Source organism: Streptomyces sp. SCSIO 75703 (assembly GCF_036607905.1).
Taxonomy (GTDB): Bacteria; Actinomycetota; Actinomycetes; order Streptomycetales; family Streptomycetaceae; genus Streptomyces.
Window position 1 is genome coordinate 2,071,830 of the sequence record NZ_CP144555.1, and the last position, 26,642, is coordinate 2,098,471.

19 protein-coding genes and 1 pseudogene are annotated in these 26,642 nt (G+C 72.8%); 3 read left to right on the forward strand and 17 right to left on the reverse strand.

Features of this window, described 5'->3' with window-relative positions; all coding sequences use genetic code 11:
- Positions 1-335: 335 nt before the first annotated feature.
- The 5 genes from ilvC to VM636_RS08920 form a co-directional block, all read right to left on the reverse strand.
- A complete protein-coding gene (gene ilvC / locus VM636_RS08900; RefSeq protein WP_030421668.1) occupies positions 336-1,334 on the reverse strand; it encodes a ketol-acid reductoisomerase in 999 nt (332 codons plus the stop codon).
- 115 nt (positions 1,335-1,449) lie between these two features.
- Positions 1,450-1,974 carry an acetolactate synthase small subunit gene (gene ilvN / locus VM636_RS08905; protein ID WP_030421667.1) on the reverse strand — a complete coding sequence of 175 codons (525 nt, stop codon included), beginning with the start codon at positions 1,972-1,974 and terminating at the stop codon, positions 1,450-1,452.
- Between the two features lie 21 nt (positions 1,975-1,995).
- Positions 1,996-3,843: an acetolactate synthase large subunit gene (locus VM636_RS08910; RefSeq protein ID WP_030421666.1), complete on the reverse strand. Its 1,848-nt coding sequence runs from the start codon at positions 3,841-3,843 to the stop codon at positions 1,996-1,998.
- A 244-nt stretch (positions 3,844-4,087) separates the two neighbouring features.
- A complete protein-coding gene (locus VM636_RS08915; protein WP_338486339.1) occupies positions 4,088-7,063 on the reverse strand; it encodes an EAL domain-containing protein in 2,976 nt (991 codons plus the stop codon).
- A 415-nt stretch (positions 7,064-7,478) separates the two neighbouring features.
- Positions 7,479-8,420 carry a 2-hydroxyacid dehydrogenase gene (locus VM636_RS08920; protein WP_030421664.1) on the reverse strand — a complete coding sequence of 314 codons (942 nt, stop codon included), beginning with the start codon at positions 8,418-8,420 and terminating at the stop codon, positions 7,479-7,481.
- 75 nt (positions 8,421-8,495) lie between these two features.
- Between VM636_RS08920 and VM636_RS08925 the strand changes: the two genes are divergently transcribed.
- The 3 genes from VM636_RS08925 (at position 8,496) to VM636_RS08935 (ending at position 11,966) form a co-directional block, all read left to right on the forward strand.
- Positions 8,496-9,494: an aldo/keto reductase gene (locus VM636_RS08925; protein WP_030421663.1), complete on the forward strand. Its 999-nt coding sequence runs from the start codon at positions 8,496-8,498 to the stop codon at positions 9,492-9,494.
- A 97-nt stretch (positions 9,495-9,591) separates the two neighbouring features.
- Positions 9,592-10,761 (forward strand): PQQ-dependent sugar dehydrogenase, encoded by a 1,170-nt coding sequence (locus VM636_RS08930; RefSeq protein WP_053913623.1) that lies wholly within the window; start codon positions 9,592-9,594, stop codon positions 10,759-10,761.
- Between the two features lie 83 nt (positions 10,762-10,844).
- Positions 10,845-11,966, forward strand: a complete 1,122-nt coding sequence (locus VM636_RS08935) for an IS630 family transposase (RefSeq protein WP_338484251.1) — start codon at positions 10,845-10,847, stop codon at positions 11,964-11,966.
- Here VM636_RS08935 and VM636_RS08940 read toward each other — a convergent pair.
- From VM636_RS08940 to VM636_RS08995, 12 genes and pseudogenes are all read right to left on the reverse strand, one after another.
- Complete coding sequence (locus tag VM636_RS08940; protein ID WP_338484252.1) at positions 11,963-12,373, reverse strand: VOC family protein; 411 nt, start codon at positions 12,371-12,373, stop codon at positions 11,963-11,965. The genes VM636_RS08935 and VM636_RS08940 overlap by 4 nt on opposite strands.
- Positions 12,374-12,449: 76 nt before the next feature.
- Positions 12,450-12,668, reverse strand: a pseudogene (locus tag VM636_RS08945) (integrase core domain-containing protein); the annotation flags it as partial.
- A 274-nt stretch (positions 12,669-12,942) separates the two neighbouring features.
- Positions 12,943-13,590 (reverse strand): hypothetical protein, encoded by a 648-nt coding sequence (locus VM636_RS08950; RefSeq protein ID WP_030421661.1) that lies wholly within the window; start codon positions 13,588-13,590, stop codon positions 12,943-12,945.
- Between the two features lie 35 nt (positions 13,591-13,625).
- Positions 13,626-14,192, reverse strand: a complete 567-nt coding sequence (locus VM636_RS08955) for a GNAT family protein (RefSeq protein ID WP_030421660.1) — start codon at positions 14,190-14,192, stop codon at positions 13,626-13,628.
- Positions 14,170-16,416 (reverse strand): MMPL family transporter, encoded by a 2,247-nt coding sequence (locus VM636_RS08960; RefSeq protein WP_338484253.1) that lies wholly within the window; start codon positions 16,414-16,416, stop codon positions 14,170-14,172. The genes VM636_RS08955 and VM636_RS08960 overlap by 23 nt, the downstream gene beginning before the upstream one ends.
- A 240-nt stretch (positions 16,417-16,656) precedes the next feature.
- Complete coding sequence (gatB, locus tag VM636_RS08965) at positions 16,657-18,168, reverse strand: Asp-tRNA(Asn)/Glu-tRNA(Gln) amidotransferase subunit GatB (protein WP_053913621.1); 1,512 nt, start codon at positions 18,166-18,168, stop codon at positions 16,657-16,659.
- A gap of 16 nt (positions 18,169-18,184) precedes the next feature.
- Complete coding sequence (locus VM636_RS08970) at positions 18,185-18,424, reverse strand: hypothetical protein (protein WP_030421657.1); 240 nt, start codon at positions 18,422-18,424, stop codon at positions 18,185-18,187.
- Positions 18,421-19,917, reverse strand: a complete 1,497-nt coding sequence (gene gatA, locus VM636_RS08975; protein WP_338484254.1) for an Asp-tRNA(Asn)/Glu-tRNA(Gln) amidotransferase subunit GatA — start codon at positions 19,915-19,917, stop codon at positions 18,421-18,423. The genes VM636_RS08970 and gatA overlap by 4 nt, the downstream gene beginning before the upstream one ends.
- 5 nt (positions 19,918-19,922) lie before the next feature.
- A complete protein-coding gene (gene gatC, locus VM636_RS08980; protein WP_030421655.1) occupies positions 19,923-20,219 on the reverse strand; it encodes an Asp-tRNA(Asn)/Glu-tRNA(Gln) amidotransferase subunit GatC in 297 nt (98 codons plus the stop codon).
- Positions 20,220-20,651: 432 nt separating this feature from the next.
- Positions 20,652-22,913 carry a bifunctional diguanylate cyclase/phosphodiesterase gene (locus tag VM636_RS08985; RefSeq protein ID WP_030421654.1) on the reverse strand — a complete coding sequence of 754 codons (2,262 nt, stop codon included), beginning with the start codon at positions 22,911-22,913 and terminating at the stop codon, positions 20,652-20,654.
- Positions 22,914-23,173: 260 nt separating this feature from the next.
- A complete protein-coding gene (ligA, locus tag VM636_RS08990; RefSeq protein ID WP_030421653.1) occupies positions 23,174-25,369 on the reverse strand; it encodes an NAD-dependent DNA ligase LigA in 2,196 nt (731 codons plus the stop codon).
- 15 nt (positions 25,370-25,384) lie between these two features.
- Positions 25,385-26,386: a methionine synthase gene (locus tag VM636_RS08995; protein ID WP_338484255.1), complete on the reverse strand. Its 1,002-nt coding sequence runs from the start codon at positions 26,384-26,386 to the stop codon at positions 25,385-25,387.
- Between the last annotated feature and the right edge of the window lie 256 nt (positions 26,387-26,642).

Consider the following 26,642-nt stretch of genomic DNA (forward strand, 5'->3'; position numbering starts at 1 on the left):
GTCCTCACATGTCCAGTGCGGACGGCCGTCCCGACGGCCGCTGGCGGTGGAGGGGAGCGGCGCCGGGGAACCGCGGGGGCGCTCCCGCACGGGGCGGCGGGGGGTGCCGGCCATTCCTCGGAGTCGCTTAGCCGCGTGGAAGACGCACGACGCTGTGGGCCTGACGCGTATGTAGTGCAGCAGTGTAGTAGCGCCGAGGGCGTCGTCTTACGCCGCTTCGGAAGGATCACCCGTCCGGGGCCGGACGGGATGGACAACGCCGTGCCTCCGACGCTACCCCTGGGGAGCCGAAGGGGCCGGAGCACGGGTGCTCCGGCCCCTTCGGCCGTGTGGACTTACGCGTCCTCGTCGACCCAGCTCATGAGCTTGCGCAGCTCCTTGCCGGTGGTCTCCAGCAGGTGCTCGGAGTCCTGCTTCTTGTACTCGTTGTACTTCTTCAGGCCGCCGTGGTACTCGTCCATCCAGTTCTTGGCGAAGGTGCCGTCCTGGATCTCGGCGAGGACCTTCTTCATCTCGGCCTTGGTGGCGTCGGTGATGATCCGCGGGCCGGTGACGTAGTCGCCCCACTCGGCGGTCTCGGAGATGGACCAGCGCATCTTCTCCAGGCCGCCCTCGTACATGAGGTCCACGATCAGCTTCAGCTCGTGCAGGCACTCGAAGTAGGCGATCTCGGGCTGGTAGCCCGCCTCGACCAGGGTCTCGAAGCCCGCCTTGACCAGGGCGGCGGTACCGCCGCACAGCACGGCCTGCTCGCCGAAGAGGTCGGTCTCGGTCTCCTCGGTGAAGGTCGTCTTGATGACGCCGGCGCGGGTGCCGCCGATGCCCTTGGCGTACGACAGGGCCAGCGCGAAGGCGTTGCCCGTGGCGTCCTGCTCGACGGCGGCGATGCAGGGCACGCCGCGGCCTTCCTCGTACTGGCGGCGGACCAGGTGGCCCGGCCCCTTGGGGGCGACCATGCACACGTCGACGCCGGCCGGCGGCTTGATGAAGCCGTAGCGGATGTTCAGGCCGTGGCCGAAGAAGAGGGCGTCGCCGTCCTTCAGGTTGCCGGCGATGTGCTCCTCGTAGACCTGGGCCTGGATGGGGTCCGGGACGAGGATCATGATGACGTCGGCCTCGGCCGCGGCCTCGGCGGGGCTGACCACGCGCAGGCCCTGCTCCTCGGCCTTGGCCTTGGACTGGGAGCCCTCGTGCAGACCGACGCGCACGTCGACGCCGGAGTCGCGCAGGGACAGGGCGTGGGCGTGGCCCTGGCTGCCGTACCCGATGACCGCGACCTTGCGGCCCTGGATGATGGACAGGTCGGCGTCGGCGTCGTAGAACAGCTCGGCCACTGGGTTATCTCCTTGTGTGCGGTGTTGCGTCCCACCGTATGCCGGTGGGGGGAGGGGAAGCTTCACAGTCTCGGAATACGGGCGGCCGGTGTCGGACCGGCCGCCCGTTTCCGTGTCATGCCGACCGGTCGAGTGCGCGCAGTGAGCGGTCGGTGATCGAACGGGCGCCGCGGCCGATCGCGATGGTGCCGGACTGGACCAGTTCCTTGATGCCGTACGGTTCCAGCATCTTGAGCATGGCGGACAGCTTGTCGCTGCTGCCGGTGGCCTCGATGGTCACGGCCTCCGGGGAGACGTCGACCGTCTTCGCGCGGAAGAGCTGGACGATCTCGACGATCTGGGAGCGCGTCTCGTTGTCGGAGCGCACCTTCACCAGGACGAGTTCGCGCTGCACCGCGTGGGACGGCTCCAGCTCGACGATCTTGAGCACGTTGACCAGCTTGTTGAGCTGCTTGGTCACCTGCTCCAGCGGGAACTCCTCGACGCTCACCACGATGGTGATGCGGGAGATGTCGGGGTGCTCGGTGACGCCGACGGCGAGGGAGTCGATGTTGAAACCGCGGCGGGAGAACAGGGCGGCGATCCGGGCGAGGATGCCGGGCGTGTTCTCCACCAGGACCGAGAGCGTGTGCTTGGACATGATCTCTTGGCTCTCTCTCGCTCAGTCGTCTTCGTTGTCGCCGAAGTCGGGGCGCACGTCCCGGGCGGCCATGATCTCGTCGTTGGAGGTGCCGGCGGCGACCATCGGCCAGACCATGGCGTCCTCGTGGACGACGAAGTCGACGACGACCGGGCGGTCGTTGATCGCGTTCGCCTCCTCGATGACCTTGTCGAGGTCGGCCGGGTCCTCGCAGCGGATCGCGTGGCAGCCCATGGCCTCCGACAGCTTGACGAAGTCGGGGACGCGCGTGCCGCGGGCCTGCGGGTTGACGTCGTCGGGGCCGGAGTGCAGCACGGTGTTGGAGTACCGCTGGTTGTAGAAGAGGGTCTGCCACTGGCGGACCATCCCGAGGGCGCCGTTGTTGATGATGGCGACCTTGATCGGGATGTTGTTCAGGGCGCAGGTGGTGAGTTCCTGGTTGGTCATCTGGAAGCAGCCGTCGCCGTCGATCGCCCAGACGGTGCTGCCGGGTGCCCCGGCCTTGGCGCCCATCGCGGCCGGCACGGCGTAGCCCATGGTCCCGGCGCCGCCGGAGTTGAGCCAGGTGGCGGGCCGCTCGTACTCGATGAAGTGGGCGGCCCACATCTGGTGCTGGCCGACGCCCGCCGCGAAGATCGTGCCCTCGGGGGCGAGCCGGCCGATGCGCTCGATGACCTGCTGCGGGGAGAGCGAGCCGTCCTCGGGCTGGTCGTAGCCGAGCGGGTAGGTGTCGCGCCAGCGGCTCAGGTCCCGCCACCAGGCGGTGTAGTCGCCGCGCCGGCCGTCGGCGTGCTCCTTCTGCACCGCCTGGACCAGGTCGGCGATGACCTCGCGGGCGTCGCCGACGATCGGCACGTCGGCGGCCCGGTTCTTGCCGATCTCGGCCGGGTCGATGTCGGCGTGGACGATCTTGGCGTACGGGGCGAAGCTGTCCAGCCTGCCGGTGACGCGGTCGTCGAAACGGGCTCCGAGGGCGACGATCAGGTCGGCCTTCTGCAGCGCGGTGACGGCGGTGACCGCACCGTGCATGCCCGGCATTCCCACGTGCAGCGGGTGGCTGTCGGGGAACGCGCCGAGCGCCATCAGGGTGGTGGTGACGGGCGCTCCGGTGAGTTCGGCGAGGACCTTCAGCTCGGCGGTGGCCCCGGCCTTGAGGACGCCGCCGCCGACGTAGAGCACGGGGCGCTTCGCGGCGGTGATGAGCTTGGCCGCCTCGCGGATCTGCTTGGCGTGCGGCTTGGTGACCGGGCGGTAGCCGGGCAGGTCCATCACCGGGGGCCAGGAGAAGGTGGTCTTCTTCTGGAGGGCGTCCTTGGCGATGTCGACGAGGACGGGCCCGGGGCGGCCGGTGGAGGCGATGTGGAACGCCTGCGCGATCACCCGCGGGATGTCCTCGGGCTGGGTGACGAGGAAGTTGTGCTTGGTGACCGGCATGGTGATGCCGACGATGTCGGCCTCCTGGAAGGCGTCCGTGCCGATCGAGGAGGACGCGACCTGGCCGGTGATCGCCACCATCGGCACCGAGTCCATGTGGGCGTCGGCGATCGGGGTGACCAGGTTGGTGGCGCCGGGGCCGGAGGTGGCCAGGCAGACGCCCACCTTGCCGGTGGCCTGCGCGTAGCCGGTGGCCGCGTGGCCGGCGCCCTGCTCGTGACGGACCAGGACGTGGCGCACCCTGGTGGAGTCCATCAGCGGGTCGTAGGCGGGAAGGATCGCACCGCCGGGAATGCCGAATACCGTGTCGGCGCCGACCTCCTCGAGAGAGCGGATGAGGGACTGCGCACCCGTGACGTGCTCGGGGGCGGAGTGCTGTCCTCCGGATCGGGGCCGCGGCTGCGGGTGTTGGGCCCCGGTGGCCTGCTCGGTCATCGGCATTCTCTTCTCGATGCTGAGGGTTTGTGCGAGTTCGGGCGATCTGTGGCTGTTGCCCGGCAGGCGCCGGTGCAACAAAAAACCCCTCGTGCCAAAAGGCAAGCGAGGGGAGCGCGCCGGGTGGGGGTCGCTGGGGGCCGGGTGTTGTGTCCGGACATCACCAGCGTCAGCCGACGCGCTGTCCAAGTACGAGAATTCGGGTGCGCATGGCACTGACCCTCCCCCCGGCACACACTCACTGTCAAGTGGGTGGGACGGGAGTCTCACCATGTGAACGCAGGGCGGTGCCGCCGCCCAGGAGCGCGGAGGTGACGCCGCTGGTCGCGGCGTTGCCGACGCCCTGGCCGAGACTCTTGGTGTACACGCCCGCGCCGCCCGCGAAGACCGGTTCGGCCGGTCCGTGCGGCACCGGATAGTGGCCGGTGGTCAGCGCCCGGCGCAGCCGGTACTCGTCGAGCGGACCGGAGAAGGCCATGCCCTGGCCGTGGGTGCAGCCCATGGCGCGCAGGGCGACGATCTGCTCGGGCAGGTCGACCCCCTCGGCCACGGACTTCATCCCGAGGTCGGTGGCGATCCGCAGCAGCCCGCTGGTGATCTTGTGGAGGCGGGCGGACTCGACGACGCCCTCGACCAGACTCCGGTCGAGCCGGAGCACGTCGACGGGGAGCCGCCTGAGGGCCGTGATGGCCGCGTGGCCGTTGCCGAAGGCGTCCAGGGCGACGCGGACGCCGACGCGGCGCAGCGCGTTGAGCCGGCGCTCCAGCTCGTCCAGGCCGGTCCGGGGGTCGGTGTCGGCCAGTTCGACGATGAGGGCACCGGGCGGCAGCCCGTGCCGGGTCAGGAGCGCCTCCACGGAGGCGAGTGGCAGGGAGCGGTCCAGGAGCCGGCGGGCGCCCATGCGGACGGACACCGTCGAGGACAGTCCGGCCGCCGCGCGGTCGGCGGCCTGCTCGACGGCCTCGCAGAGCACCCAGCGGTCCAGTTCGGCGGTCTTGTCGCCGTCCTCGGCCACCCGCAGGAACTCGGCGGGGGTGAAGAGCACCCCTTGCGAGGAACGCCAGCGCGCCTGGGCGCAGACGGAGGTGATCCGGCCGTCGGCGAGGGAGACCACCGGCTGGTGGAGCAGCGCGAACTGTCCGTCGTGCAGCGCGGCGCGCAGCCGGGTGGCGAGTTCGGCCTTGCGGACCACGTCCTGCTGCATCTGTGGCCGGTACAGCTCGACGCGGCCTTTGCCGCACGCCTTGGCCCGGTACATCGCCAGGTCGGCGTTGCGCAGCAACTCCCCCGCGCCGAGGCCCGGTTCGGCGAAGGCGACGCCGATGGAGGCGTTGACGCGGACCTCATTGCCGTCGATGGGGTAGGGCTGCGAGAGGGTCGCCCTGAGGCGGTCGGCCAGCTCCAGGAGGTGTCTCTCGCGGGCGGCCCGGTCCCGGGTGCCGTCCCCGATGATCAGGGCCGCGAACTCGTCGCCGCCCAGCCGGGAGGCGGTGTCCCCCTTGCGGACGGCCTCGTGGAGTCTGCGGGCGGCCTGGACGAGCAGTTCGTCCCCGGCCTGGTGGCCGATGGTGTCGTTGACCGCCTTGAAGCCGTCCAGGTCGATGAAGAGCACGGCGGTGCCGCGCAGGGCGGCGCCCCGGTCGGAGGCGCGGCGGCCGGAGAGTGCCTGCTGGACGCGCCGGGTGAACAGGGCGCGGTTGGGCAGGTCGGTGAGCGGGTCGTGTTCGGCGTTGTGCTGGAGCTGGGCCTGCAGGCGCACCCGCTCGGTGACGTCCCGGCTGTTGAAGATGAGGCCGCCGTGGTGGCGGTTGACGGTGGACTCGACGTTGAGCCAGCCGCCGTCGCCGGAGCGGAAGCGGCATTCGATGCGGGTGGTGGGTTCCTCGGCCGGGTGGGCGGCGAGGAAGCGGCGCACCTCGTGGACGACGCAGCCGAGGTCCTCGGGGTGGATGAGGCCCGCCAGTTCGCTGCCGACCAGTTCCTCGGCGGGGCGTCCGTAGACCCCGGCGGCGGCCGGGGAGACGTAGCGCAGGATGCCGCTGGGGGCGGCGATCATGATGACGTCGCTGGAGCCCTGGACCAGGGAGCGGAAGTGGTTCTCCTTCTGGGCCAGTTCGTGGGTGAGGGTGATGTTGTCGAGCAGCATGATGCCCTGGCGGACGACGAGCGCGAGCACCACCGTGCCGCCGGTCAGCAGCACCACGCGGTCGACGCTGCGGCCGTTGAGGACGTTGTAGAGGATGCCCAGGGTGCAGACGGCCGCGGCGAGGTACGGCGTGAGCGCGGCCAGCGACCCGGCGAGGGGCCGGGCGGCCGGGTAGCGCAGGCGTTCGCCGGGGGCGCCGGCCGGGAGCCCCGCGGGGCGCGGGGCGGGCGGCGCGGGCTCCTCGGGCGGGCCGCCGTGCCGGGAGGCCGCCCAGGGCGCGTAGGCGAGGAGCAGCGAGCCGGCGAACCAGCCGGCGTCGAGCAACTGCCCCGAGCGGTAGCCGTTGTGGAGCAGCGGTGAGGTGAACAGGGCGTCGCACATGACGGTCAGGGCGAGCGCGCCGATCGCGGTGTTGACCGCGGAGCGGCACACCGTCGAGCGCCGGAAGTGCAGCGCGAGGACCATGCTGACCAGTGCGATGTCGAGCAGCGGGTACGCCACCGAGAGCGCGGTGTGGGCGACGCTGGAGCCGTCGGCCTTGGCGGCCTGGGCGAGGGCCAGGCTCCAGGCCAGGGTGAGCAGCGAGCCGCCGATGAGCCAGGCGTCCAGGCCGAGGCAGATCCAGCCGGCCTTGGTCACCGGCCGTTTGGCGAGGACCAGCAGGCCGACGATGGCGGGCGGCGCGAAGCACAGGAAGAACAGGTCGGCGAAGCTGGGGGTGGGCACCGGCCGTTGCAGCACGACCTCGTACCAGCCCCAGACCAGGTTGCCCAGGGACGCCATCGCCGAGGAGAGGGCGAAGAGCAGCCAGGCGGGCCGGAAGCGGACCCCGGGGCTGCGGGCGTAGAGGAGGCAGGAGACGGCGGCGGTGCCCGCCGCGGCGCTCAGCCCGAAGTCGCCCATGATCTTGGCGAGATGGCCGGAGCCCCAGCCGAACCCGGCGCCCACGGCGTAGCCCGCGCAGACCAGGGCCAGGAGGAACTGACGCAGCAGGGCCGGTCCGCCACGGGCGGCCGGCGGCCGGGCGCGCGGGGGCCCGTGCGGAGCCTGGGTCGCGTGGGCCGCGTCCAGCATCGGTACCGGAGACGGGGGGCTCACCGCGACCTCCCGGTCCGCGCTCCCGCGGCCCTGAGTCCCCGGTGCGCGGGGTGGACCTGCCTGCGGTGGCCGCTGTCCAGCCGCCGGTCCGGGCCGGGCCGGTGGTGGCGGTGAGGTCCGTGGCAGCCCCGTCTGCGCGCGGCCGTGCGCCAGGGTCGCCCGCGGCCGGTCCGCCGCGTCGGGTCGTTCGTCCATAGGCCGTGCATCGCCCGTCGCCCCCCTCACAGTCTGCAATGTCCATCCCCGGCGCCGGCGGTGCGCGGCGCGTCCCCTGTCGGACGATACACCAGTCTCGTCACTCAGCGATATACGTTCTCTACGCTCCGTGACTGCCGGTGGGAACGCGGGTACCCACCGCGCCCGGGGGAACGCGGAGGGTACCCGAAACGGATCAGGAGCCCGTCGTCAGGATCACGTTGCGCAGCGGCTCCCGGTTCACGAAACGGCTCAACTGGTCCGTCAGCAGCCGCTTCGCGCGCGGCAGGAAAGCGGATGTCGGTCCTCCGGCGTGGGGGCTGACGAGTACCCCCGGAGCGCGCCAGAGGGGGTGGTCCGCGGGCAGCGGCTCGGGGTCCGTGACGTCGAGCGCGGCGGTGAGGCGCCCGGTGGACACCTCCGTGAGCAGGGCTTCCGTGTCGACGACCGCGCCGCGGGCGACGTTGACGAGCAGGGCGCCGTCCTTCATCCGGGCCAGGAAGCCGGCGTCGGCCAGTCGGCGGGTGCCCTCGTCGAGCGGGGTGGAGAGGACGACGACGTCCGCCTCGGGCAGCAGGGAGGGCAGTTCGGTGAAGGGGCGCACGGGACCGCGCTCGGTAGTGCGCGGGGAGCGCGCGACGCGCACCACCCGCGCGACCTCGAACGGCGTGAGCCGGTCCTCGATGGCCGAGCCGATCGATCCGTAGCCGACGATCAGCACGGTGCGGTCGGCGAGGGCCGGGCGGAAACCGCCGAGCCACTCGCCCTTCTCCTGCGCCCGCACGAAGTCGGGGATGCCGCGCAGCGAGGCGAGGATCAGGCCGAGGGCGAGTTCGGCGGTGCTGGCCTCGTGCACCCCGCGCGCGTTGCACAGCCGGACGCCCGCGGGGAGGCGGGCGAGGCCGGGCCGGACGTGGTCGACGCCGGCGGACAGGGTCTGGACGACCTGGACGGAGGTCATCCGGGGCAGCGGGCGCAGCCCGACGCCGGGGGGCTTCATGTAGGGGACGACGTAGTAGACGCAGTCGGCGGGGTCCGCGGGGAACTCCTCGGCTCCGTCCCAGAAGCGGTAGACGGGACCCTCGGGGAGTCCTTCGATCTCGTCCGGGTCAAGGGGCAGCCACACGTCAGCAGTCATGGCCAGGAGGCTATGTCAGGTCCGCGTGGCGGCAGAGGTTAGGTTGGGTGGCCGGACGAGGGAGGTCACGAGCAGGTGGAGCGCAGGGCGATCGGCTCGTCGGCACTCTCGGTGGGTGCCGTCGGGCTGGGGTGCATGCCGATGAACTGGGCCTACAGCGCGTCGCGGCAACGCGGCGACCAATCGCTCCGGACCGTGCACCGGGCCCTGGACCTGGGCTCCTCCCTGCTGGACACGGCGGACATGTACGGCCCGTTCACCAACGAACTGCTGCTCGGGCGGGTGTTGAGGGAGCGGCGCGCGGACGCCTTCGTGTCGACCAAGGTCGGGCTTCTCGTCGGCGACCAGCACGTCGTGGCCAACGGCCGCCCCGCCTACGTCCGGCGGGCCTGCGACGCCTCGCTGCGCCGGCTCCAGACGGACGTCATCGACCTGTACCAGCTCCACCGCCCGGACCCGGAGGTCCCGGTCGAGGAGACCTGGGGCGCCATGGCGGATCTGGTCCGGGCCGGGAAGGTGCGCGCTCTCGGGTTCTGCGCGCTCGGCGCGCGGGCGGCCCGGCGGGCGCGGGCCGGCCCGTACGACGCGACGATCGGGCAACTCGGGCGGCTCCAGCAGGTGTTCCCGGTGAGCGCGGTGGAGGCCGAGCTGTCGGTGTGGTCGCCGCAGGCGCTGGACGCCCTGCTGCCGTGGTGCGAGGCGCGCGGGATCGGCTTCCTCGCCGCGATGCCGCTGGGCAGCGGTTTCCTGACCGGCACGCTGACGCCCGGACAGGGCTTCGAACCCCGGGACCTGCGGGCCCGGCACCCCCGCTTCACCGCCGAGATGATGGCCGCCAACCAGCCGATCGTGGCCGGGCTGCGCCGGATCGCGGCCCGGCACGGCGCGGGGGTCACCCCGGCGCAGGTGGCGCTCGCCTGGGTGCTGGCCCAGGGCCGGTGGGTGGTGCCGGTGCCCGGCGCGAAGCGGGAGCGGTGGGTGGCGCAGAACGCGGGCGCGGCGGGGCTGCGGCTGACCGCCCGGGACCTGGCGGAGGTGCGGGCGCTGCCCCCGGCGCAGGGGTCGTGGGAGTGACCCGGCGCGGCTCCCCGGATGCCCGGAACGCCGCGAGGCGCGGGCGCGGCGGGGCCGGGCGGTGTATGACAGGAGGACCCGCCCCGTGGAAGGGACCATGATCGTGGAACGTCGAGCCGCGACGGCCGTGTTGGCCGCCGCCCTCCTGCTGACGGCCGGCTGCTCCTCGGACGGCGCGTGGCCCCCGGAGAGCGAGGCGAGCGCCTCCACGAGCGCTCCGTCGGCCTCGGCCCCCGCCCCGGAGCGGACCGCCGAGGCGACCCCGCCGGCGAAGGGCTCCGTGAAGGTGCTCCGCACCGTCGCCACCGGCCTGGACAGCCCGTGGGGCCTCGCCCCGCTGCCGGGCGGCGAGGGCCTGCTGGTCTCCTCCCGCGACGAGGCGACCGTCACCCGGATCGACGAACGGACCGGTGCCAAGACCGAGCTGGGCAAGGTCCCCGGCGTCTCGCCGGCCGGCGAGGGCGGCCTCCTCGGCATCGCGCTCTCCCCCGACTACGCCTCGGACCGGATGGTCTACGCGTACTTCACCTCCGCCTCCGACAACCGGATCGTGCGCATGCTGTACGACCCGAAGAAGCCCGCCGGCCGCCAACTGGGCTCCCCCGACACGGTCTTCAAGGGCATCCCCAAGGGCGTCGTCCACAACGGCGGCCGGATCGCCTTCGGCCCGGACAAGATGCTGTACGCGGGCACCGGCGAGGGCGGCGACAAGGGCCTGTCCCAGGACAAGGAGTCCCTCGGCGGCAAGATCCTGCGCCTGACACCGGAGGGCGAGCCGGCGCCGGGCAACCCGTTCCCCGACTCCCCCGTCTACTCGCTGGGCCACCGCAACGTCCAGGGCCTGGCCTGGGACGACAAGCAGCGGCTGTTCGCGTCCGAGTTCGGCCAGGACGCCTGGGACGAGCTGAACGCGATCCGGCCGGGCGCCGACTACGGCTGGCCGACGGTGGAGGGCCGGGCAGGCAAGCCCGGTTTCCGGGACCCGCTCGCCCAGTGGCCCACCGACCAGGCGTCGCCGAGCGGCATCGCGTACGCCGAGGGCTCCGTCTGGATGGCGGGGCTGCGCGGGCAGCGGCTGTGGCGCATCCCGCTGAAGGGCACCGAGGAGTCGGCGCCGCCGCAGGCGTTCCTGGAGGGCGAGTACGGGCGGCTGCGCACCGTCGTTTCGGCCGGCGGCGACAAGCTGTGGCTGGTCACCAGCAACACGGACGGGCGGGGCAAGCCGAAGAAGGGCGACGACCGGGTCCTGGAGCTGCGGGTCGGCTAGTGCTCTGACCGGGAAGGTTTGCCGGGTCGGCGGCTCCAGCGGTTGGATGCCCGGGGACATCGGATCCGACTGTTGGGGGTGTGGTGGCAGAGCCTGTCCGTGTGCGCAGGTTGACCGACCAGGAGGGGCAGAAGCTGCAGCAGATCGTGCGCCGCGGCAGCACCAGCTCGGTGCGCTACCGGCGCGCGATGATGCTGCTGGCCTCGGCCGGCGGAAACCGGGTCCCGGTGATCGCGAGGCTGGTCCAAGCCGACGAGGACACCGTCCGCGACATGATCCACCGGTTCAACGAGATCGGCCTGGCCTGCCTGGACCCTCAGTGGGCGGGAGGCCGTCCCCGCCTGCTCAGCGATGACGACGAGGACTTCGTCATCCAGACGGCCACCACCCGCCCGACCAAGCTCGGCCAGCCCTTCACCCGCTGGTCCATCCGCAAACTCGCCGCCTACCTGCGCCGCGTCCACGGCCGCGTGATCCGCATCGGCCGCGAGGCCTTACGGTGCCTGCTCGCCCGCCGCGGCATCACCTTCCAGCGCACCAAGACCTGGAAGGAGTCCCCCGACCCGGACCGCGACGCCAAGCTGGACCGCATCGAGCACGTCCTGGACCGCTTCCCGGACCGCGTCTTCGCGTTCGACGAGTTCGGCCCGCTCGGCATCCGACCCACCGCAGGCTCGGGCTGGGCCGAGCAAGGCCGGCCCGAGCGGCATCCCGCCACCTACCACCGCACCCACGGAGTGCGCTACTTCCACGGCTGCTACTCGGTCGGCGACGACACCCTGTGGGGCGTCAACCGGCGCAGGAAGGGTGCTGGCAACACCCTGGCCGCGCTGAGGTCGATCCGCGCGGCCCGCCCGGACGGCGCCCCGATCTACGTCATCCTGGACAACCTGTCCGCCCACAAGGGCGAAAAGATCCGGCGCTGGGCGACGAAGAACCGCGTCGAGCTGTGCTTCACTCCCACCTACGCGTCCTGGGCCAACCCGATCGAGGCCCACTTCGGCCCGCTGCGCCAGTTCACCATCGCCAACTCCCACCACCCCAACCACACCGCACAGACCCGGGCTCTCCACGCCTACCTGCGCTGGCGCAACAAGAATGCCCGCCATCCCGACGTACTGGCCGCCCAGCGGAAGGAGCGTGCGCGCGTCCGCAGCGAGAAGGGCATCCGCTGGGGCGGACGGCCGATTACCGAAGCTGCTTAAACAGAACCGGGCCGCTGCGGGATCTCCTTGTGAACGGCTTCGATGTTGTTGCCGTCCGGATCGCTGACGAACGAACAATAGGCGCGGTACTCGCTCCATAAGCGAGGAGCGTGCCGGGATGTGCCCCCGGCCGCTACTGCGGCCGCATGAAAGGCATCCACCGCGTCCCGGCTGCCCGCCGTGAAGGCGATGTGCATCCCCCTGGTGGCGGCAGTCACCTTCTCTGCACGTTCCAGGGACAGCGAGGGCGTGTCCCGCTTCGGATGCCAGTACTCGGCCACGCCGTCGGTCCGATAGCCGGCACTGATTCCAAGCGGCTCCAGCGCAGCGGTGTAAAACCGCTCACTCGCCTCGAAGTCTGAAGCAAACACGCCCAGGTGATGGACGAAGGACAATGATGCTTCCATGGCGGCCGAGTCTACGGAACAGATCGAGCAGCACGTGGCACTCGCACCAACCCGGTGATCGTTTCCGGTCACAGCACTAGAGGTGCTGTCCGGACAGGGTGGTGACGCGGCCGGCGGGTGTCCGGCCGTCGATTGCCGGTGTGGGGTCGGGGGTAGTCGTACCAGTCCGGCCGGTCGGGAAACGCTGCCTGACGTTCGGCGCATCCGAGGTGTGGGGCCGGTGGTAGGCCCACTCGTCGAGCAGGGTGCGGTGGAAGCGTTCGACCTTGCCGTTGGTCTGCGGCCGGCAGGGCCTCGGCCGGCCGGTACCGGACCCGGGCGAGGTCGTAGGGCCGCTCCGGGCGTTCGGAGGCGGTGACCGTCTCCTCCCGGACATCCGGGGTGTGCCGGGTCCCGGAGCGGCGCGGTTCGGCGCGGACCCAGGGGGTCGTGGGCGAGCCGCACGGGGGCTCCCGCGGCGCGGGAACGGCCCCGGTGGTGCAACCGAGGGCAGGGGAACGGCCCCCGTGCGGACGAGGGCCCGGGAGCGCCGTCGGAGGCGGTCCCGGGCCCGGGGCGTGGGGGGGGGGTCAGGCGCCCGAGGGGAGGGCGAGGAGGAGGTCGGTGTACTTCAGGACGGCGAGGAGCAGGCCGAGGACGCCGAGGGCGACGCCCGCCCAGGCGACCGACTTGATCCAGGGGGCCTGCGGCGCGCCCGGGGTGCCGAAGGCGGGCCGGGCGAGGACGACCACGCCGACGACCAGCGCGAGCAGGGCGAACAGCCCGCCCCACAGCGCCGTGGCCTGCCAGGCGTCGCCGTACCCCTTCTCGATCATCGTGGCGACCGAGGAGGACGAGGACGTCTCCAGTTGGCCGATCAGCGACTGGCGGGCGGAGGCCACCGTGCCGGCCCAGCTCCCGGTGAGGGAGACGAGTCCGAGCGCGGCGGACACGACGGCCCCCGCGCCCTGGCCGACGCCCGAGGGGGCCTCCCTCGGCCCGGGGGCGTCCTCGTCCGGGGACGCGTCTCGCGGCGTGTCGTCGGTGTGCGCGTTCTCCTCCGCTCCGGGCGTGTCGTCCGCGCCCGGCGCTGGTGCCGCCTCTCCCCCGCCGGTCGTGGCGCCGGTGCCCGGCGTCTCCTCGGCGCGGGGCGTGTCGGTCGTCGTGTCCGTCCCGGCGGTGCCGGGCGTGTCGTCGGCGGTCCTCGTGGCGTTCTCGTCCGCTGTCTTCGTACCCATGCCCCGCACGGTACGGACGCCGTCTGAGAGGTCCCTTAACGCCCCCTGTGGGCGCGGGCGGCCCGCCACTCGGGGGCCAGCACGGCCCACACCTCCATGTCGTGGCGCACCCCGCGGTAGGGGAAGCTCTCGCGCAGCACGCCCTCCCTGGTCAGGCCGAGCCGGCGGGCGGCCTCGACGCTCGCCGTGTTGGCGCAGGACGCGTGCCACTCCACGCGGTGCATGCCGCGCTCGTCGAAGGCCCAGTCGATCAGGGCGCGGGCGCCGCGCGCGACGAGGCCGCGTCCGGTGCCGGCCGGCTCCAGCCAGCAGCCGATCTCGCAGACGCCGGTGGCGGCGTCGAAGGTCCGGTAGAGCAGGCCGCCGACGAGGGTGCCGTCGAGCCACAGTCCGTGCAGGAAACCGGTGTCGGCGGCGTGCCGGTCGGCGTAGGACCGGATCAGCGCCTTCGCGGAGGCCACGTCGGTGACCTGGCTGCCGAAGGGGATGTACCGGGTGATGAAGTCCCGGCCCCGTTCCAGGTGGGCGAGGAACTCCTCGGCGTGCCAGGTCTCCAGGGGGCGCAGTTCGGCGCCGTCGTCACCCAGTCGTATCGCGTACATCCCGCTGTCCGTCCTTCTCCGCCAGGACGTCCGCCACCACGGCGTCCGTCGCGGCGGCCAGCCTCTCATGGGCGGCGCGGGCCTCGGGCGGCTCGATGCTGATCCGGGGCAGCCAGGCGTCCAGCCGCCGGGGCAGCCACCAGTTGGCACCGCCGAGCATGTGCATCAGGGCCGGCACGAGGAGCGTGCGGAGCACGAAGGCGTCCAGGGCGACGGCGGCGGCCAGGGCGATGCCGAACATGGCGATCACCCGGTCGCCGCTGAGCACGAAGGCGAGGAACACCGAGATCATGATGACCGCGGCCGAGTTGATGACGCGGCTCGTCTCGGCGAGGCCGACGCGGACGGCGCGGCGGTTGTCCCCGGTCTCCAGCCACTCCTCGTACATGCGGCTGACCAGGAACACCTGGTAGTCCATGGAGAGCCCGAAGAGGACCGACACCATGATCACGGGCAGGAAGGGCTCTATGGGGCCCGCGCTGCCGAGTCCGAGCAGTTCGCTCCCCCAGCCCCACTGGAAGATCGCCACGACGACCCCGAAGGCGGCGGCGACGGCGGCCACGTTCATCGCGGCGGCCTTGAGGGGGATGCCGATCGACCGGAAGGCGAGCAGGAGCAGTACGCAGCCCAGGCCGACGACGACACCGACGAACAGGGGCAGCTTGCCGACGATGACGTCGGCGAAGTCGTCGTAGCCGGCGGTGACGCCGCCGACGTGGACGTCCAGGGAGGTGCCGGTCTCGGCGCGCGGCAGCACGTCGCCGCGGAGCCGGTCGACGAGGTGGCTGGTGGCCTCGGACTGCGGCGCGGAGGTGGGCACGACGGCGAGGTGGGCGGTGTCGCCGGAGGCGTTGTAGGTGACCGGCGTCACGGCGGCGACGCCGTCGGTGGCGCGCAGGGAGGCGCCGAGGTTGTCCAGGGCGAGGCGGTCCTCGGCGCCGTGGACCTCGGTGACCAGGGTGAGGGGGCCGTTGACGCCGGGCCCGAAGCCGTCGGCGAGCAGGTCGTATGCCTGCCGGGTGGTGGTGCGCTGGGGGTCGTTGCCCTGGTCGGAGGTGCCGAGGCGCAGGCCCAGGGTGGGCAGGGCGAGGACGGTGACGACGACCAGGGCGAGGGCGCCGAGCAGCCGGGGGCGGCGCTCGACGAAGGCCGACCAGCGGGCGGCGAAGCCGGTGGGCAGCTCCGGCTGGGGCCCGTTCTCGGCGAGGCGGCGCCGCTCGCGCCGGTTCAGGGCGCGGGGGCCGATGAAGGAGAGCAGGGCCGGCAGCAGCGTGACCGAGGCGGCGACGGTGAGGACGACGGTCAGCGCGGCGGCGACGGCGACCCCGTTGAGGAAGTTGAGGCGGAGGATGAGCATGCCGAGCAGGGCGATGCACACGGTGGCCCCGGCGAAGACGACCGCGCGTCCCGTGGTGGCGACAGCCTGCGCCGCGGCCTCGGTGACGTCCAGGCCGCGTTTGAGTCCGCGCCGGTGTCTGGTGACGATGAACAGCGCGTAGTCGATGCCGACGCCGAGCCCGATGAGGGTGCCCAGCATGGGCGCGAAGTCGGCGACGGTCATGACGTGGCCGAGCAGGGTGATGCCCGCGTAGGCGGTGCCGACGGAGACCAGCGCGGTGGCGATGGGCAGCACGGAGGCGGCGAGCGAGCCGAAGGCGAGGAAGAGCACGACGGCGGCGACGGCCACGCCGACGGCCTCGGCGAGGTGCCCTCCGCCGCTCTGGGTGAGCGCGACGGCGCTGCCGCCCAGTTCGACCTCCAGTCCGTCGCCCTCGGCGGCCTTGGCGGTGTCGACGACGGCCCGCGCGGTCGCCGGGTCCATGTCGGCGGAGGACTGGCCGAAGGTGACCGAGGCGTACGCGGTGTGGGCGTCCTCGCTGATCGTCCCGGCGTCGGGGTCGTCGTACGGGTTGGTCACCGAGGTCACGCCGGGAAGTTCCGCGACGCGGTCCAGGGTGCGGGTCATGGTCTGCTCGACGTCGGCGGCCCGGACGGTGCCGGAGTCCGTGTGCCAGACCAGGGTGTCGCTGTCGCCGTTGAGGCCGGGGAACCCGCGTTCCATCAGCCGGTAGGCGCGGTCGGCGTCGGTGCCGGGGATGCCGTAGTCGTTGGAGTACGCGGAGCCCGTGAGACCGGCGCCGGCGGCGACCCCGCCGAAGGCGAGGAGCCACAGCAGGACGGTGACGAGGCGGCGTCGGACACACCAGCGCGCAAGGGCTGCCACGGACGTGCTCCCAGGGGTGTCTGTGTGGATCTTTGATCGGGAACTGTCGTCCGGGTGAACGGCCCGCAAAGAACGCACGAGCGATGCCCTGCCACTCTCGCAGCCGAAAAAGATCGATTGCGCACTTCGTGGGCTTATTCACAGCGACGCGCGGCCAACGCGACGTGGACATGCCTGAGGGGGACGTGCCGTGGACGGCGCGTCCCCCTCGGGGTGTGCGGGTGCCGGGTGGCGGCGGGGTCAGCCCTCGACGCCGAGCCTCTCCAGGACGAGTTCCTTGACGCGGGCCGCGTCGGCCTGGCCGCGGGTGGCCTTCATGACGGCGCCGACCAGCGCGCCGGCCGCCGCCACCTTGCCGCCGCGGATCTTGTCCGCGATGGCCGGGTTGCCGGCGATCGCCTCGTCGACGGCGGCGGTCAGCGCGCCCTCGTCGGAGACGACCTTGAGGCCGCGCTTGTCCACGACCTCGTCCGGGGTGCCCTCGCCGGCGAGGACGCCCTCGATGACCTGGCGGGCCAGCTTGTCGTTGAGGTCGCCCTTCGTGACCAGCTCGGCGACCCGGGCCACCTGCTCCGGCGTGATCGCCAGCCCGTCCAGCGCGGTGCCGGACTCGTTGGCGCTGCGGGCCAGCTCGCCCATCCACCACTTGCGGGCGGAGGCCGCGTCGGCGCCGGCGTCGATCGTGGCGACGATCGGGTCCAGCGCGCCGGCGTTGAGGATCGCCTGCATCTCGGTGCCGGAGACTCCCCACTCCTCGCGGAGCCGGCTGCGGCGGACCAGCGGGAGTTCGGGCAGCGCGGCGCGCAGCTCCTCGACCCACTCGCGGGACGGCGCCACGGGGACGAGGTCGGGCTCCGGGAAGTAGCGGTAGTCCTCGGCCTCCTCCTTCACGCGGCCCGAGGTGGTGGACCCGGTGTCCTCGTGGAAGTGGCGGGTCTCCTGGACGATGGTGCCGCCGCCGTTCAGCACGGCCGCGTGCCGCTGGATCTCGAAGCGGGCCGCGCGCTCCACGGACCGCAGCGAGTTGACGTTCTTCGTCTCCGAGCGGGTGCCGAAGGTCTCGGTGCCCTTCGGCATCAGCGACAGGTTGACGTCGCAGCGCATCTGGCCCATCTCCATCCGGGCCTCGGACACGCCGAGCGCCCGGATGAGTTCGCGCAGCTCGCGGACGTAGGCGCGCGCCACCTCGGGGGCGCGCTCCCCGGCACCGGTGATCGGCTTGGTGACGATCTCGATGAGCGGGATGCCGGCCCGGTTGTAGTCGAGCAGGGAGTGCGAGGCGCCGTGGATGCGGCCGGTGGCACCGCCGACGTGCGTCGACTTGCCGGTGTCCTCCTCCATGTGGGCGCGCTCGATCTGCACCCGGAAGGTCTCGCCGTCCTCCAGCTGCACGTCGAGGTAGCCGTCGAAGGCGATCGGCTCGTCGTACTGGGAGGTCTGGAAGTTCTTCGGCATGTCCGGATAGAAGTAGTTCTTCCGGGCGAAGCGGCACCATGCGGCGATCTCGCAGTTGAGCGCGAGACCGATCGTGATCGCCGACTCGACGCCGGTCGCGTTGACGACCGGGAGCGCGCCGGGCATGCCGAGGCAGACGGGGCAGGTCTGGGTGTTCGGACCGGCGCCCAGCGCGGTCGAGCAGCCGCAGAACATCTTGGTGCGGGTGCCGAGTTCGACATGGACCTCGAGGCCCATGACGGGGTCGTACGACGCCAGCGCGTCCTCGTACGACACCAGGTCGGTCGTGGTGGTCACGGTGAAAACTTCCCTCTCAGCCCAGCAGGACGTCGTCGTCGCCCAGCCGCTTCAGCTCGCGGTAGAGGAGGGCGAGGCCGGTGACGATCGCGACGGCGGACACGCTCGCGTCGATCAGGCGGAGCGTGTCGCTCTCGGCGCGGGCCTTCCTGATCTGCTTCACGACGCCGACGGCGCCGAACGCGGTGGTGGCCATGGACAGGTACGTCCCGGACTTGGACTTCTGGAAACCCTTGGCCTTGGACAGTGCACTCACAGCGACGGAGCCTCCTCGAGCAGCGGGTGCCCCCACTTTTCCACGAAGGCGGCCTCGACGGCGGCACCGACCTGGTAGAGCCGGTCGTCCTTCAGGGCGGGGGCGATGATCTGCAGTCCCACCGGCAGGCCGTCCTCCGGCGCGAGGCCGCAGGGCAGCGACATGGCCGCGTTGCCCGCCAGGTTGGTGGGGATGGTGCACAGGTCGGCCAGGTACATCGCCATCGGGTCGTCGGCGCGCTCGCCGATGCCGAAGGCGGTGGTCGGGGTCGTCGGGGAGACGATCACGTCGACCTGCTCGAAGGCCCGCTCGAAGTCCCGCGTGATGAGGGTGCGGACCTTCTGGGCGCTGCCGTAGTACGCGTCGTAGTAGCCGCTGGACAGCGCGTAGGTGCCGAGCATGATCCGGCGCTTGACCTCGGGGCCGAAGCCGGCCGCGCGGGTCAGGGAGGTGACCTCCTCGGCGGAGTGCGTGCCGTCGTCGCCGCTGCGCAGGCCGTACCGCAGGCCGTCGAAGCGGGCGAGGTTGGAGGAGCACTCGGACGGGGCGATCAGGTAGTACGCCGACAGCGCCAGGTCGAACGAGGGGCAGTCCAGTTCGACGATCTCGGCGCCCAGTTCCTTCAGCAGGGCGACGGACTCGTCGAAGCGCTGGATGACGCCGGTCTGGTAGCCCTCGCCGCGGAACTGCCGGACGACGCCGACCCGCATGCCCGTGACGCTGCCGTTGCGGGCGGCCGCGACGACGTCGGGGACCGGGGCGTCGATGGAGGTGGAGTCCATCGGGTCGTGCCCGGCGATCACCTCGTGCAGCAGGGCCGCGTCCAGCACGGTGCGGGCGCAGGGGCCGCCCTGGTCCAGGGAGGACGAGAAGGCCACCATGCCGTAGCGGGAGACCGCGCCGTAGGTGGGCTTGACGCCGACGGTGCCGGTGACGGCGGCGGGCTGGCGGATGGAGCCGCCGGTGTCGGTGCCGATGGCCAGCGGCGCCTGGAAGGCGGCGAGAGCGGCCGAGGAGCCGCCGCCGGAGCCGCCGGGGATCTTCGTGAGGTCCCAGGGGTTGCCGGTGGGGCCGTAGGCGCTGTTCTCGGTGGAGGAGCCCATGGCGAACTCGTCCATGTTGGTCTTGCCGAGGATAACGACGCCGGCGTCCTTGAGGCGCTTGGTGACCGTCGCGTCGTACGGCGGGATCCAGCCCTCCAGCATCTTCGAGCCGACGGTCGTGGGCACGCCCTCGGTGGTGAAGATGTCCTTGAGCGCGAGCGGGACGCCGGCCAGCGGGCCGAGTCTCTCGCCGCGGGCGCGCTTCTCGTCGACGGCGCGGGCCTGCGCGAGGGCGCCCTCGCGGTCGACGTGCAGGAAGGCGTGGACCTTCTCGTCGACGGCCTCGATACGGGCCAGGTGGGCCTCGGTGACCTCGACGGCCGTCAGCTCGCCGGAGGCGATCTTCTCGGCGGTCTCGGCCGCGGTGAGCTTGATGATGGGTTCGCTCATGGCGACTACTCCTCCCCCAGGATCTGCGGCACCTTGAAACGCTGCTGCTCCTGGGCCGGGGCGCCGGAGAGCGCCTGCTCGGGCGTGAGCGACGGACGGACCTCGTCCGCCCGCATGACGTTGGTCAGCGGGAGCGGGTGCGAGGTCGGCGGTACGTCTTGGTCGGCGACCTCGCCGACGCGGGCGACCGCGCCGATGATGTCGTCGAGCTGTCCCGCGAAGTGATCGAGCTCTTCGGGCTTCAGCTCCAGACGCGCCAGCCGGGCGAGGTGGGCGACCTCCTCGCGCGTGATGCCAGGCATGCAGCGTTCCTCTGGGGTGAGTGTGTGTGGTTTGGGGCCAATCCTATGGGGCCGGAGGGCATGCCCGTGAAACGGTTTCCCCGAGCCGCCCGGCGGGGCGCGGCGCGGCCCGCCCGGGGGGACACGGGAAGGGGTGCGGAAGGCGGCGCGGGGGCGGCGCGGAACGCCCTCGCGCGCCCGGTCCGGGAGGCGTCGGCCGCGGCGCGGCGCGGGTCCGTGCGCGGGCCGGGCACGGGGCCAGGACGGGAGCCTGCCGGATGGGCACGGGGCCGGGGCGGGAGCCGGCGCGGGTGGGCACGGGGCCGGGACGGGTGGGTGCGACGGGCCGGCGCACGGGGGTGCGGGCGCGGGACCGTACGAGGGCGCGGCGCGCTGCCCCACCGGGACGGCCCCTCCCGTACGGGGTCGCCCGGCACCTTCCCTGCCGGGGGGTCAGCCCACGCGGCCCTGGTCGTCGGCGGCGGCCGGGAGCGCGGCGGCGGGGCGCTGCCAGCCGCGCGAACCGCGGGCCCGCAGCCAGGCGGTGGTCTCCTCCGGCGGCATCGCGGCGGCCACCAGCCAGCCCTGGACGGCGTCGCAGCCCAGGTCGCGCAGGCGTTCCCAGGTCTCGTCGTCCTCGACCCCCTCGGCGACGACCAGCAGGCCCAGGGAGTGGGCGAGGTCGACCGTGCAGCGCACGATCTCGGCGTCCTCCGCGTCCACGGCGAGCCGGGCCACGAAGGAGCGGTCGATCTTCAGTTCGCTGACGGGCAGCCGGCGCAGGTGGACCAGCGAGGAGTAGCCGGTGCCGAAGTCGTCCAGGGACATCTTCACGCCGTGCCCGGTCAGCGCGTTGAGGCTGTCGGCGGCGCGCTGCGGGTCCTCCAGGAGGACGTGCTCGGTGATCTCCAGTTGGAGGGCGCCCGCCGGGACGCCGTGCCGGGCGAGCCGCGCGGCGACCGAGCCGGCGAAGCCGGGGGTGTGCACGTCGCGCGGGGAGACGTTGACGGCGACCGGCACGAAGAGTCCCTGGGAACGCCAGCGGGCGACCTGGGCGAGCGCGGTCTCCAGCACGTACTCCGTCAGGTGCGGCATCAGCCCGGAGGACTCGGCGATCGCTATGAACTCGTCCGGCGGCACCTTGCCGCGCTCCGGGTGGACCCAGCGGACCAGTGCCTCCAGCCCTGCGACCTGACCGTCGAAGCGGACCTTGGGCTGGTAGTGGAGCTGGACCTCGCGGGCGTCCAGGGCGCGGCGCAGATCGGCCAGGAGGCCGAGGCGGTCGGGGGTGTTGGAGTCCCGCTTGGACTCGTAGACCTCGACGCCGGTGCGGTCGCGCTTGGCCTGGTACATCGCCACGTCCGCGCGGCGCAGCAGCCCTTCGGCGTCGAGCGCGTGGTCGGGGAAGACGGCGACGCCGGCGCTGGCCTCCAGGACGAGGGTGAGCCCGTCCAGGTCGAGCGGCGAGCCGAGCGCGCCGACCAGGCCGCGGGCGATCCGGGCGGCCGACGTGGTGGAGTCGGCGACGGGCAGGAGCACGGCGAACTCGTCGCCGCCGAGCCGCGCGGCCTCCGCCCCGCGCGGCAGCGCCTGCCGCAGCCGGTCGGCCGTCTGCAACAGCAGCCGGTCACCGGCCCGGTGGCCGAGGGTGTCGTTGACCGACCGGAAGCGGTCGAGGTCGATCAGCATCAGGACGGCGCGGGCTTCGGCGCGTTCGGCGTCGTCCAGCGCGGTCCAGGTCCGCTCCAGCAGCCACTGCCGGTTGGGCAGCCCGGTGAGCGGGTCGCGCAGTTGCTCCTCGGCGCGGGCGCGGGCGATCCACAGGGCGGCGTCGAGGGCGATCAGCGGGACGGCGAACAGCGGCAGCAGCAGCGGCTTGGCGACGGCCACCACGCAGACCAGCGGCGCGATGCCGAGCAGGGCGACGGCCACCAGCCCGTGCCGGACCAGGGCGGTGCGGGCGACGGAGGGCAGTCCGGCGCGCGGGGCGTGCAGGAACCACAGCAGCGCGCGGGTGACGCCGAGGTAGGCGAGGGCGGTCAGCACCACTTTGGGCGCCGCGTACAGCGTCCAGGTGTCCGGGTCCCAGGGGTGTTCGACGGAGGGCACGGAGCCGCAGGCGCCGAGCAGCAGGGCGCCGGCGGCGATGCCGAGGATGTCCACCGCGCCGTGCAGGAGGCCCTGGCGCCAGTGGCCCCGGCGGGCGACGCCGACCAGGACGACGACGGTGAGGCTGACCATGCCGGCCGGGGCCCAGCCGTAGAGGAGCAGGACGGAGAGGGTGAGGGTGACGCCGGAGCCGGTGCCGCCCCACCAGCGGGAGCGGCCGAGCATGACGAGGTGGCCGACGACGATGCCGGTGAGCACGGCGAGGGCCCAGCCGGTGGTGCCGGACGGGAAGAGGGCGTGGCCGCCGGCGAAGGCCCGGTGGAAACCGGCGCCGAGCACGCACCCGGCCGCCACGAGGACGGCGACGGGCAACACGGCCCGGGGTACGGGCCGTTCGGTGCCGGGCAGGTGGGACGGGTGAGGTGGATGGCCGGATACCGGCGGGGCGCCGCCGCGGACGCCGGCCGCGGGGCGCCGTCCGGCTCCCCCGGCCGAGGCTGCCCCGCCTCGGGCGGGCCCCGGGGCCCGCCGGCTCGGGTGCCACGCGCGCATCAGGCGACTCAGGCGCAGCCGTGAGCCCGCGGTGGCGCTCTCGGTCGGTTCCATTCCCGTCCCTCTCACAGCCGGCGGTGCCCACGCCACGCGGTCCGACGCCCGACAACCCTCAAACGGCTCCGCGTTGGAGAACCCTTCCCCCGGCTCCTCGGGAGCAGGGGGATGCCCCGACCGCAGCGGGGCACGGCAGGCGCACACCTCAACAGTAGGCCGCCGAGGGCGTCCAGGGGCAGCAGTCGTCGACGGTTGCCCGAATGCGCCCCGGCCACCCTTATGCATCTGATATGCGCCGTTCGGCGGGTGTTCAACCGCTATTCCTCGGCCGAAAGCGCGGCGTCGGCGGCGGCTTCCGGACCCTGTTCGAGCAGGACGGTGAAACCGTCCTCGTCCAGGACCGGCACCTTCAGTTGCATCGCCTTGTCGTACTTCGACCCCGGGTTGTCGCCGACGACCACGAACGACGTCTTCTTGGACACCGAGCCGGTCACCTTCGCTCCGCGGGTCTGGAGGGCCTCCTTGGCGCCGTCCCGGGTGTGGTTCTCCAGGGTGCCGGTGACGACCACGGTGAGCCCGGCGAGCGGACGCGGCCCCTCGTCCTCGCCGGCCGACTCCTCCTCCAGCGGGACGCCGGCCGCCTTCCACTTGCGGACGATCTCGCGGTGCCACTCCTCGGCGAACCACTCCTTGAGGGAGGCGGCGATGATGGGGCCGACGCCCTCGGTCGCCGACAGCTCCTCCTCGCCGGCCTGTTCGATGCGGTCGACGGAGCGGAACTCGCGGGCGAGGGCCTGCGCGGCGACCGGGCCGACGTGCCGGATGGAGAGCCCGTTGAGGAAGCGGGCGAGGGGGCGGGTCTTGGCCTCCTCGATGTTCCGCAGCAGGGCGAGGGTGTTCTTCTTCGGCTCGCCCTCCTTGTTGGCGAAGACCGTGACGACCTTCTCCTCGCCGGTCTTCGGGTCCCGCTTGGGCAGTCCGCTGTTGGGGTCGAGGACGTACGCCCGGATCGGCAGCAGCTTCTCCACGGTGAGGTCGAAGAGGTCGCCCTCGTCGGTCAGCGGCGGGTCGGCGGGCTCCAGCGGCCGGGTGAGGGCGGCGGCGACGACCTCGCCGAAGTGCTCGATGTCCAGGCACTCGCGGCCGGCCAGGTAGGAGACGCGCTCGCGCAACTGTGCGGGGCAGGCGCGGGCGTTGGGGCAGCGCAGATCGACGTCGCCCTCCTTCATGGGCCGCAGCGGCGTCCCGCACTCGGGGCACCGCGCGGGCATCACGAACTCGCGCTCGCTGCCGTCGCGGAGATCGGCGACCGGACCGAGGATCTCCGGGATCACGTCACCGGCCTTGCGCAGCACCACCGTGTCCCCGATGAGGACGCCCTTGGCCTTGACGACCTCCTGGTTGTGCAGGGTGGCGAACTCGACCTCGCTGCCGGCCACGGTGACCGGCTCGACCTGTGCGTAGGGGGTGACGCGGCCGGTGCGGCCGACACCGACCTTGATGTCGAGGAGCTTGCTGTTGACCTCCTCCGGCGCGTACTTGTACGCGATGGCCCAGCGGGGTGCGCGGGCGGTGGAGCCGAGTCGGCCCTGCAGGCGGATCTCGTCGAGCTTGACGACGACGCCGTCGATCTCGTGCTCCACGGAGTGACGGTTCTCGCCGTAGTGGGCGATGAACTCCCGGGCCTGGGCCAGGCCGTCGACGACCCGGTTGTGCGGGGAGGTGGGCAGGCCCCAGGTCTGCAGCAGGTCGTACGCCTCGGAGAGCCGGGACATGCCGGTGGGGCCCTCCAGGGCGCCGATGCCGTGGACCACCATGTGCAGCGGCCGGGAGGCGGTGACCCGCGGGTCCTTCTGGCGCAGCGAACCGGCCGCCGCGTTGCGCGGGTTGGCGAACGGCTTGTCCCCGGCGGCGACCAGACGGGCGTTCAGCTCCTGGAAGCGCTCCATGGGGAAGAACACCTCGCCGCGGATCTCGACCAGGTCGGGGATCTCGTCGCCGCGCAGGCGGTCGGGGACGTCGGCGATGGTGCGGACGTTGGGGGTGATGTCCTCGCCGGTGCGGCCGTCGCCGCGGGTGGCGGCGCGGGTGAGGCGGCCGTGCTCGTAGGTGAGGTTGACGGCGAGTCCGTCGACCTTCAGCTCGCACAGGAAGTGGTACTCCTGGTCGCCCAGTTCCCGGTGGACGCGGTCGAACCAGGCGGCCAGCTCGTCGTCGTTGAACGTGTTGTCCAGGGAGAGCATGCGCGAGCGGTGCTCGACGGCGGTGAACTCCGTCTCGTAGGAGCCGGCCACCTTCTGGGTCGGGGAGTCCGGGGTGCGCAGCTCCGGGTACTCCTCCTCCAGCTCCTCCAGGGAGCGCAGCAACCGGTCGAAGTCCGCGTCGCTGACGACGGGGGCGTCCTTCACGTAGTACCGGAAGCGGTGTTCCTCGATCTGCTCGGAGAGGTGTCCGTGCTTCTCCCGTGCCTGAGCGGGCACGCTCGTCGTCTCCGCCTGCTTGTCGCCGGCCACCGTGTCGTCCTCCCGTTACTCTGGGTCGTCCGCGAGTGATCTCGCCGCCCGGACGCAGTGGGCGAGAGCCCGGCGCGCGTACTCGGGGGAGGCGCCCGCGAGTCCGCACGCCGGGGTGACGGTGACCGCCTCCGCGAGAAGCCCCGGAGACAGCCCCAGCCTGCGCCACAGCGTCCTGACCCCCATGACGCTACCGGCAGGGTCGGACAACGGGCCGTCGGTGGCGGGCACGACACCGGCGAAGAGCCGGGTGCCGCCCTCCACGGCTTCCCCGATCCGCTCGTCGTCACGCTCGGTGAGCAGCGAGAGGTCGAAGGAGACGCCCGCCACTCCGGCCCGGCGCAGCAGGGCGAAGGGCACGTCCGGTGCGCAGGAGTGGACCACGACGGGCCCGCCGGCGTGGGCGGCGAGCACGTCCCGCAGGCCGTCCTCGGCGATCTGGCGGTCGACGGCCCGGTGGGTGCGGTAGCCGCTGGCGGTACGGACCTGTCCGCGCAGCACGGCGGTGAGGGAGGGTTCGTCGAGCTGGAGGACGAGCCGGGCGCCGGGGACGCGCCGGGCGACCTCGGCGAGGTGCAGGCGCAGCCCCTCGGCGAGGGAGGCGACGAGGTCGCGGCAGGCGCCCGCGTCGGAGAGGACGGCCTCGCCGCTGCGCAGTTCCAGGGCGGCGGCGAGCGTCCAGGGGCCGACGGCCTGGACCTTGAGCGGGCCCTCGTGGCCCTGGGTGAACTCCTCCAGCGCGTCGAGGTCCTCGCCGAGCCAGGCCCGCGCGCGGCGGGTGTCGCGGCCGGGCCGGTCGCCCAGCCGCCAGCCGCTGGGCTCCACGCGCGCGTACAGCTCGACGAGCATCCCGGCGGTGCGGCCGATCATGTCGGCGCCGGGCCCCCGGGCGGGCAGTTCGGGCAGGAAGGGGAAGTCCTCGAAGATGCCGGCGGAGGTCTTGGCGGCCTCGCGCGCGTCGTCCCCGGGCAGGGAGCCGACGCCGGTGGCGGGGCCGAGGCGAAGGGTGTCGTTCACGGGGAAAGCGTACGGGGGTGCTGCCGCACCGGGGCACGAAGCACGGGGCCCACTCGTCCCCGGCCCGCGTCCCGGCCCCCGCCGGCCGGAGGAGGCCGCCGCCACCGCACCGGCCTCCGCCGGGGCCCGGACCGCGCCGCCACCTCCCGCGGCGCTCGCCGCCGATGCCCGGACAGGGCCCGCCCACGGCCCCGGCCGCCACCGCGACCGGACCGGGCGCCGCCGCTCGCTCCGCCCTCCGCCGGGCTCGGCCCCG

Coding starts and splice junctions, on each gene's coding strand:
- ilvN (WP_030421667.1), bottom strand. CDS start 1,974: ATGTCCAAGCACACGCTCTCGGTCCTGGTGGAGAACACGCCCGGCATC.
- VM636_RS08910 (WP_030421666.1), bottom strand. CDS start 3,843: ATGACCGAGCAGGCCACCGGGGCCCAACACCCGCAGCCGCGGCCCCGA.
- VM636_RS08915 (WP_338486339.1), bottom strand. CDS start 7,063: ATGCTGGACGCGGCCCACGCGACCCAGGCTCCGCACGGGCCCCCGCGC.
- VM636_RS08920 (WP_030421664.1), bottom strand. CDS start 8,420: ATGACTGCTGACGTGTGGCTGCCCCTTGACCCGGACGAGATCGAAGGA.
- VM636_RS08930 (WP_053913623.1), top strand. CDS start 9,592: ATGATCGTGGAACGTCGAGCCGCGACGGCCGTGTTGGCCGCCGCCCTC.
- VM636_RS08940 (WP_338484252.1), bottom strand. CDS start 12,373: ATGGAAGCATCATTGTCCTTCGTCCATCACCTGGGCGTGTTTGCTTCA.
- VM636_RS08950 (WP_030421661.1), bottom strand. CDS start 13,590: ATGGGTACGAAGACAGCGGACGAGAACGCCACGAGGACCGCCGACGAC.
- VM636_RS08955 (WP_030421660.1), bottom strand. CDS start 14,192: ATGTACGCGATACGACTGGGTGACGACGGCGCCGAACTGCGCCCCCTG.
- gatA (WP_338484254.1), bottom strand. CDS start 19,917: ATGAGCGAACCCATCATCAAGCTCACCGCGGCCGAGACCGCCGAGAAG.
- gatC (WP_030421655.1), bottom strand. CDS start 20,219: ATGCCTGGCATCACGCGCGAGGAGGTCGCCCACCTCGCCCGGCTGGCG.
- VM636_RS08985 (WP_030421654.1), bottom strand. CDS start 22,913: ATGGAACCGACCGAGAGCGCCACCGCGGGCTCACGGCTGCGCCTGAGT.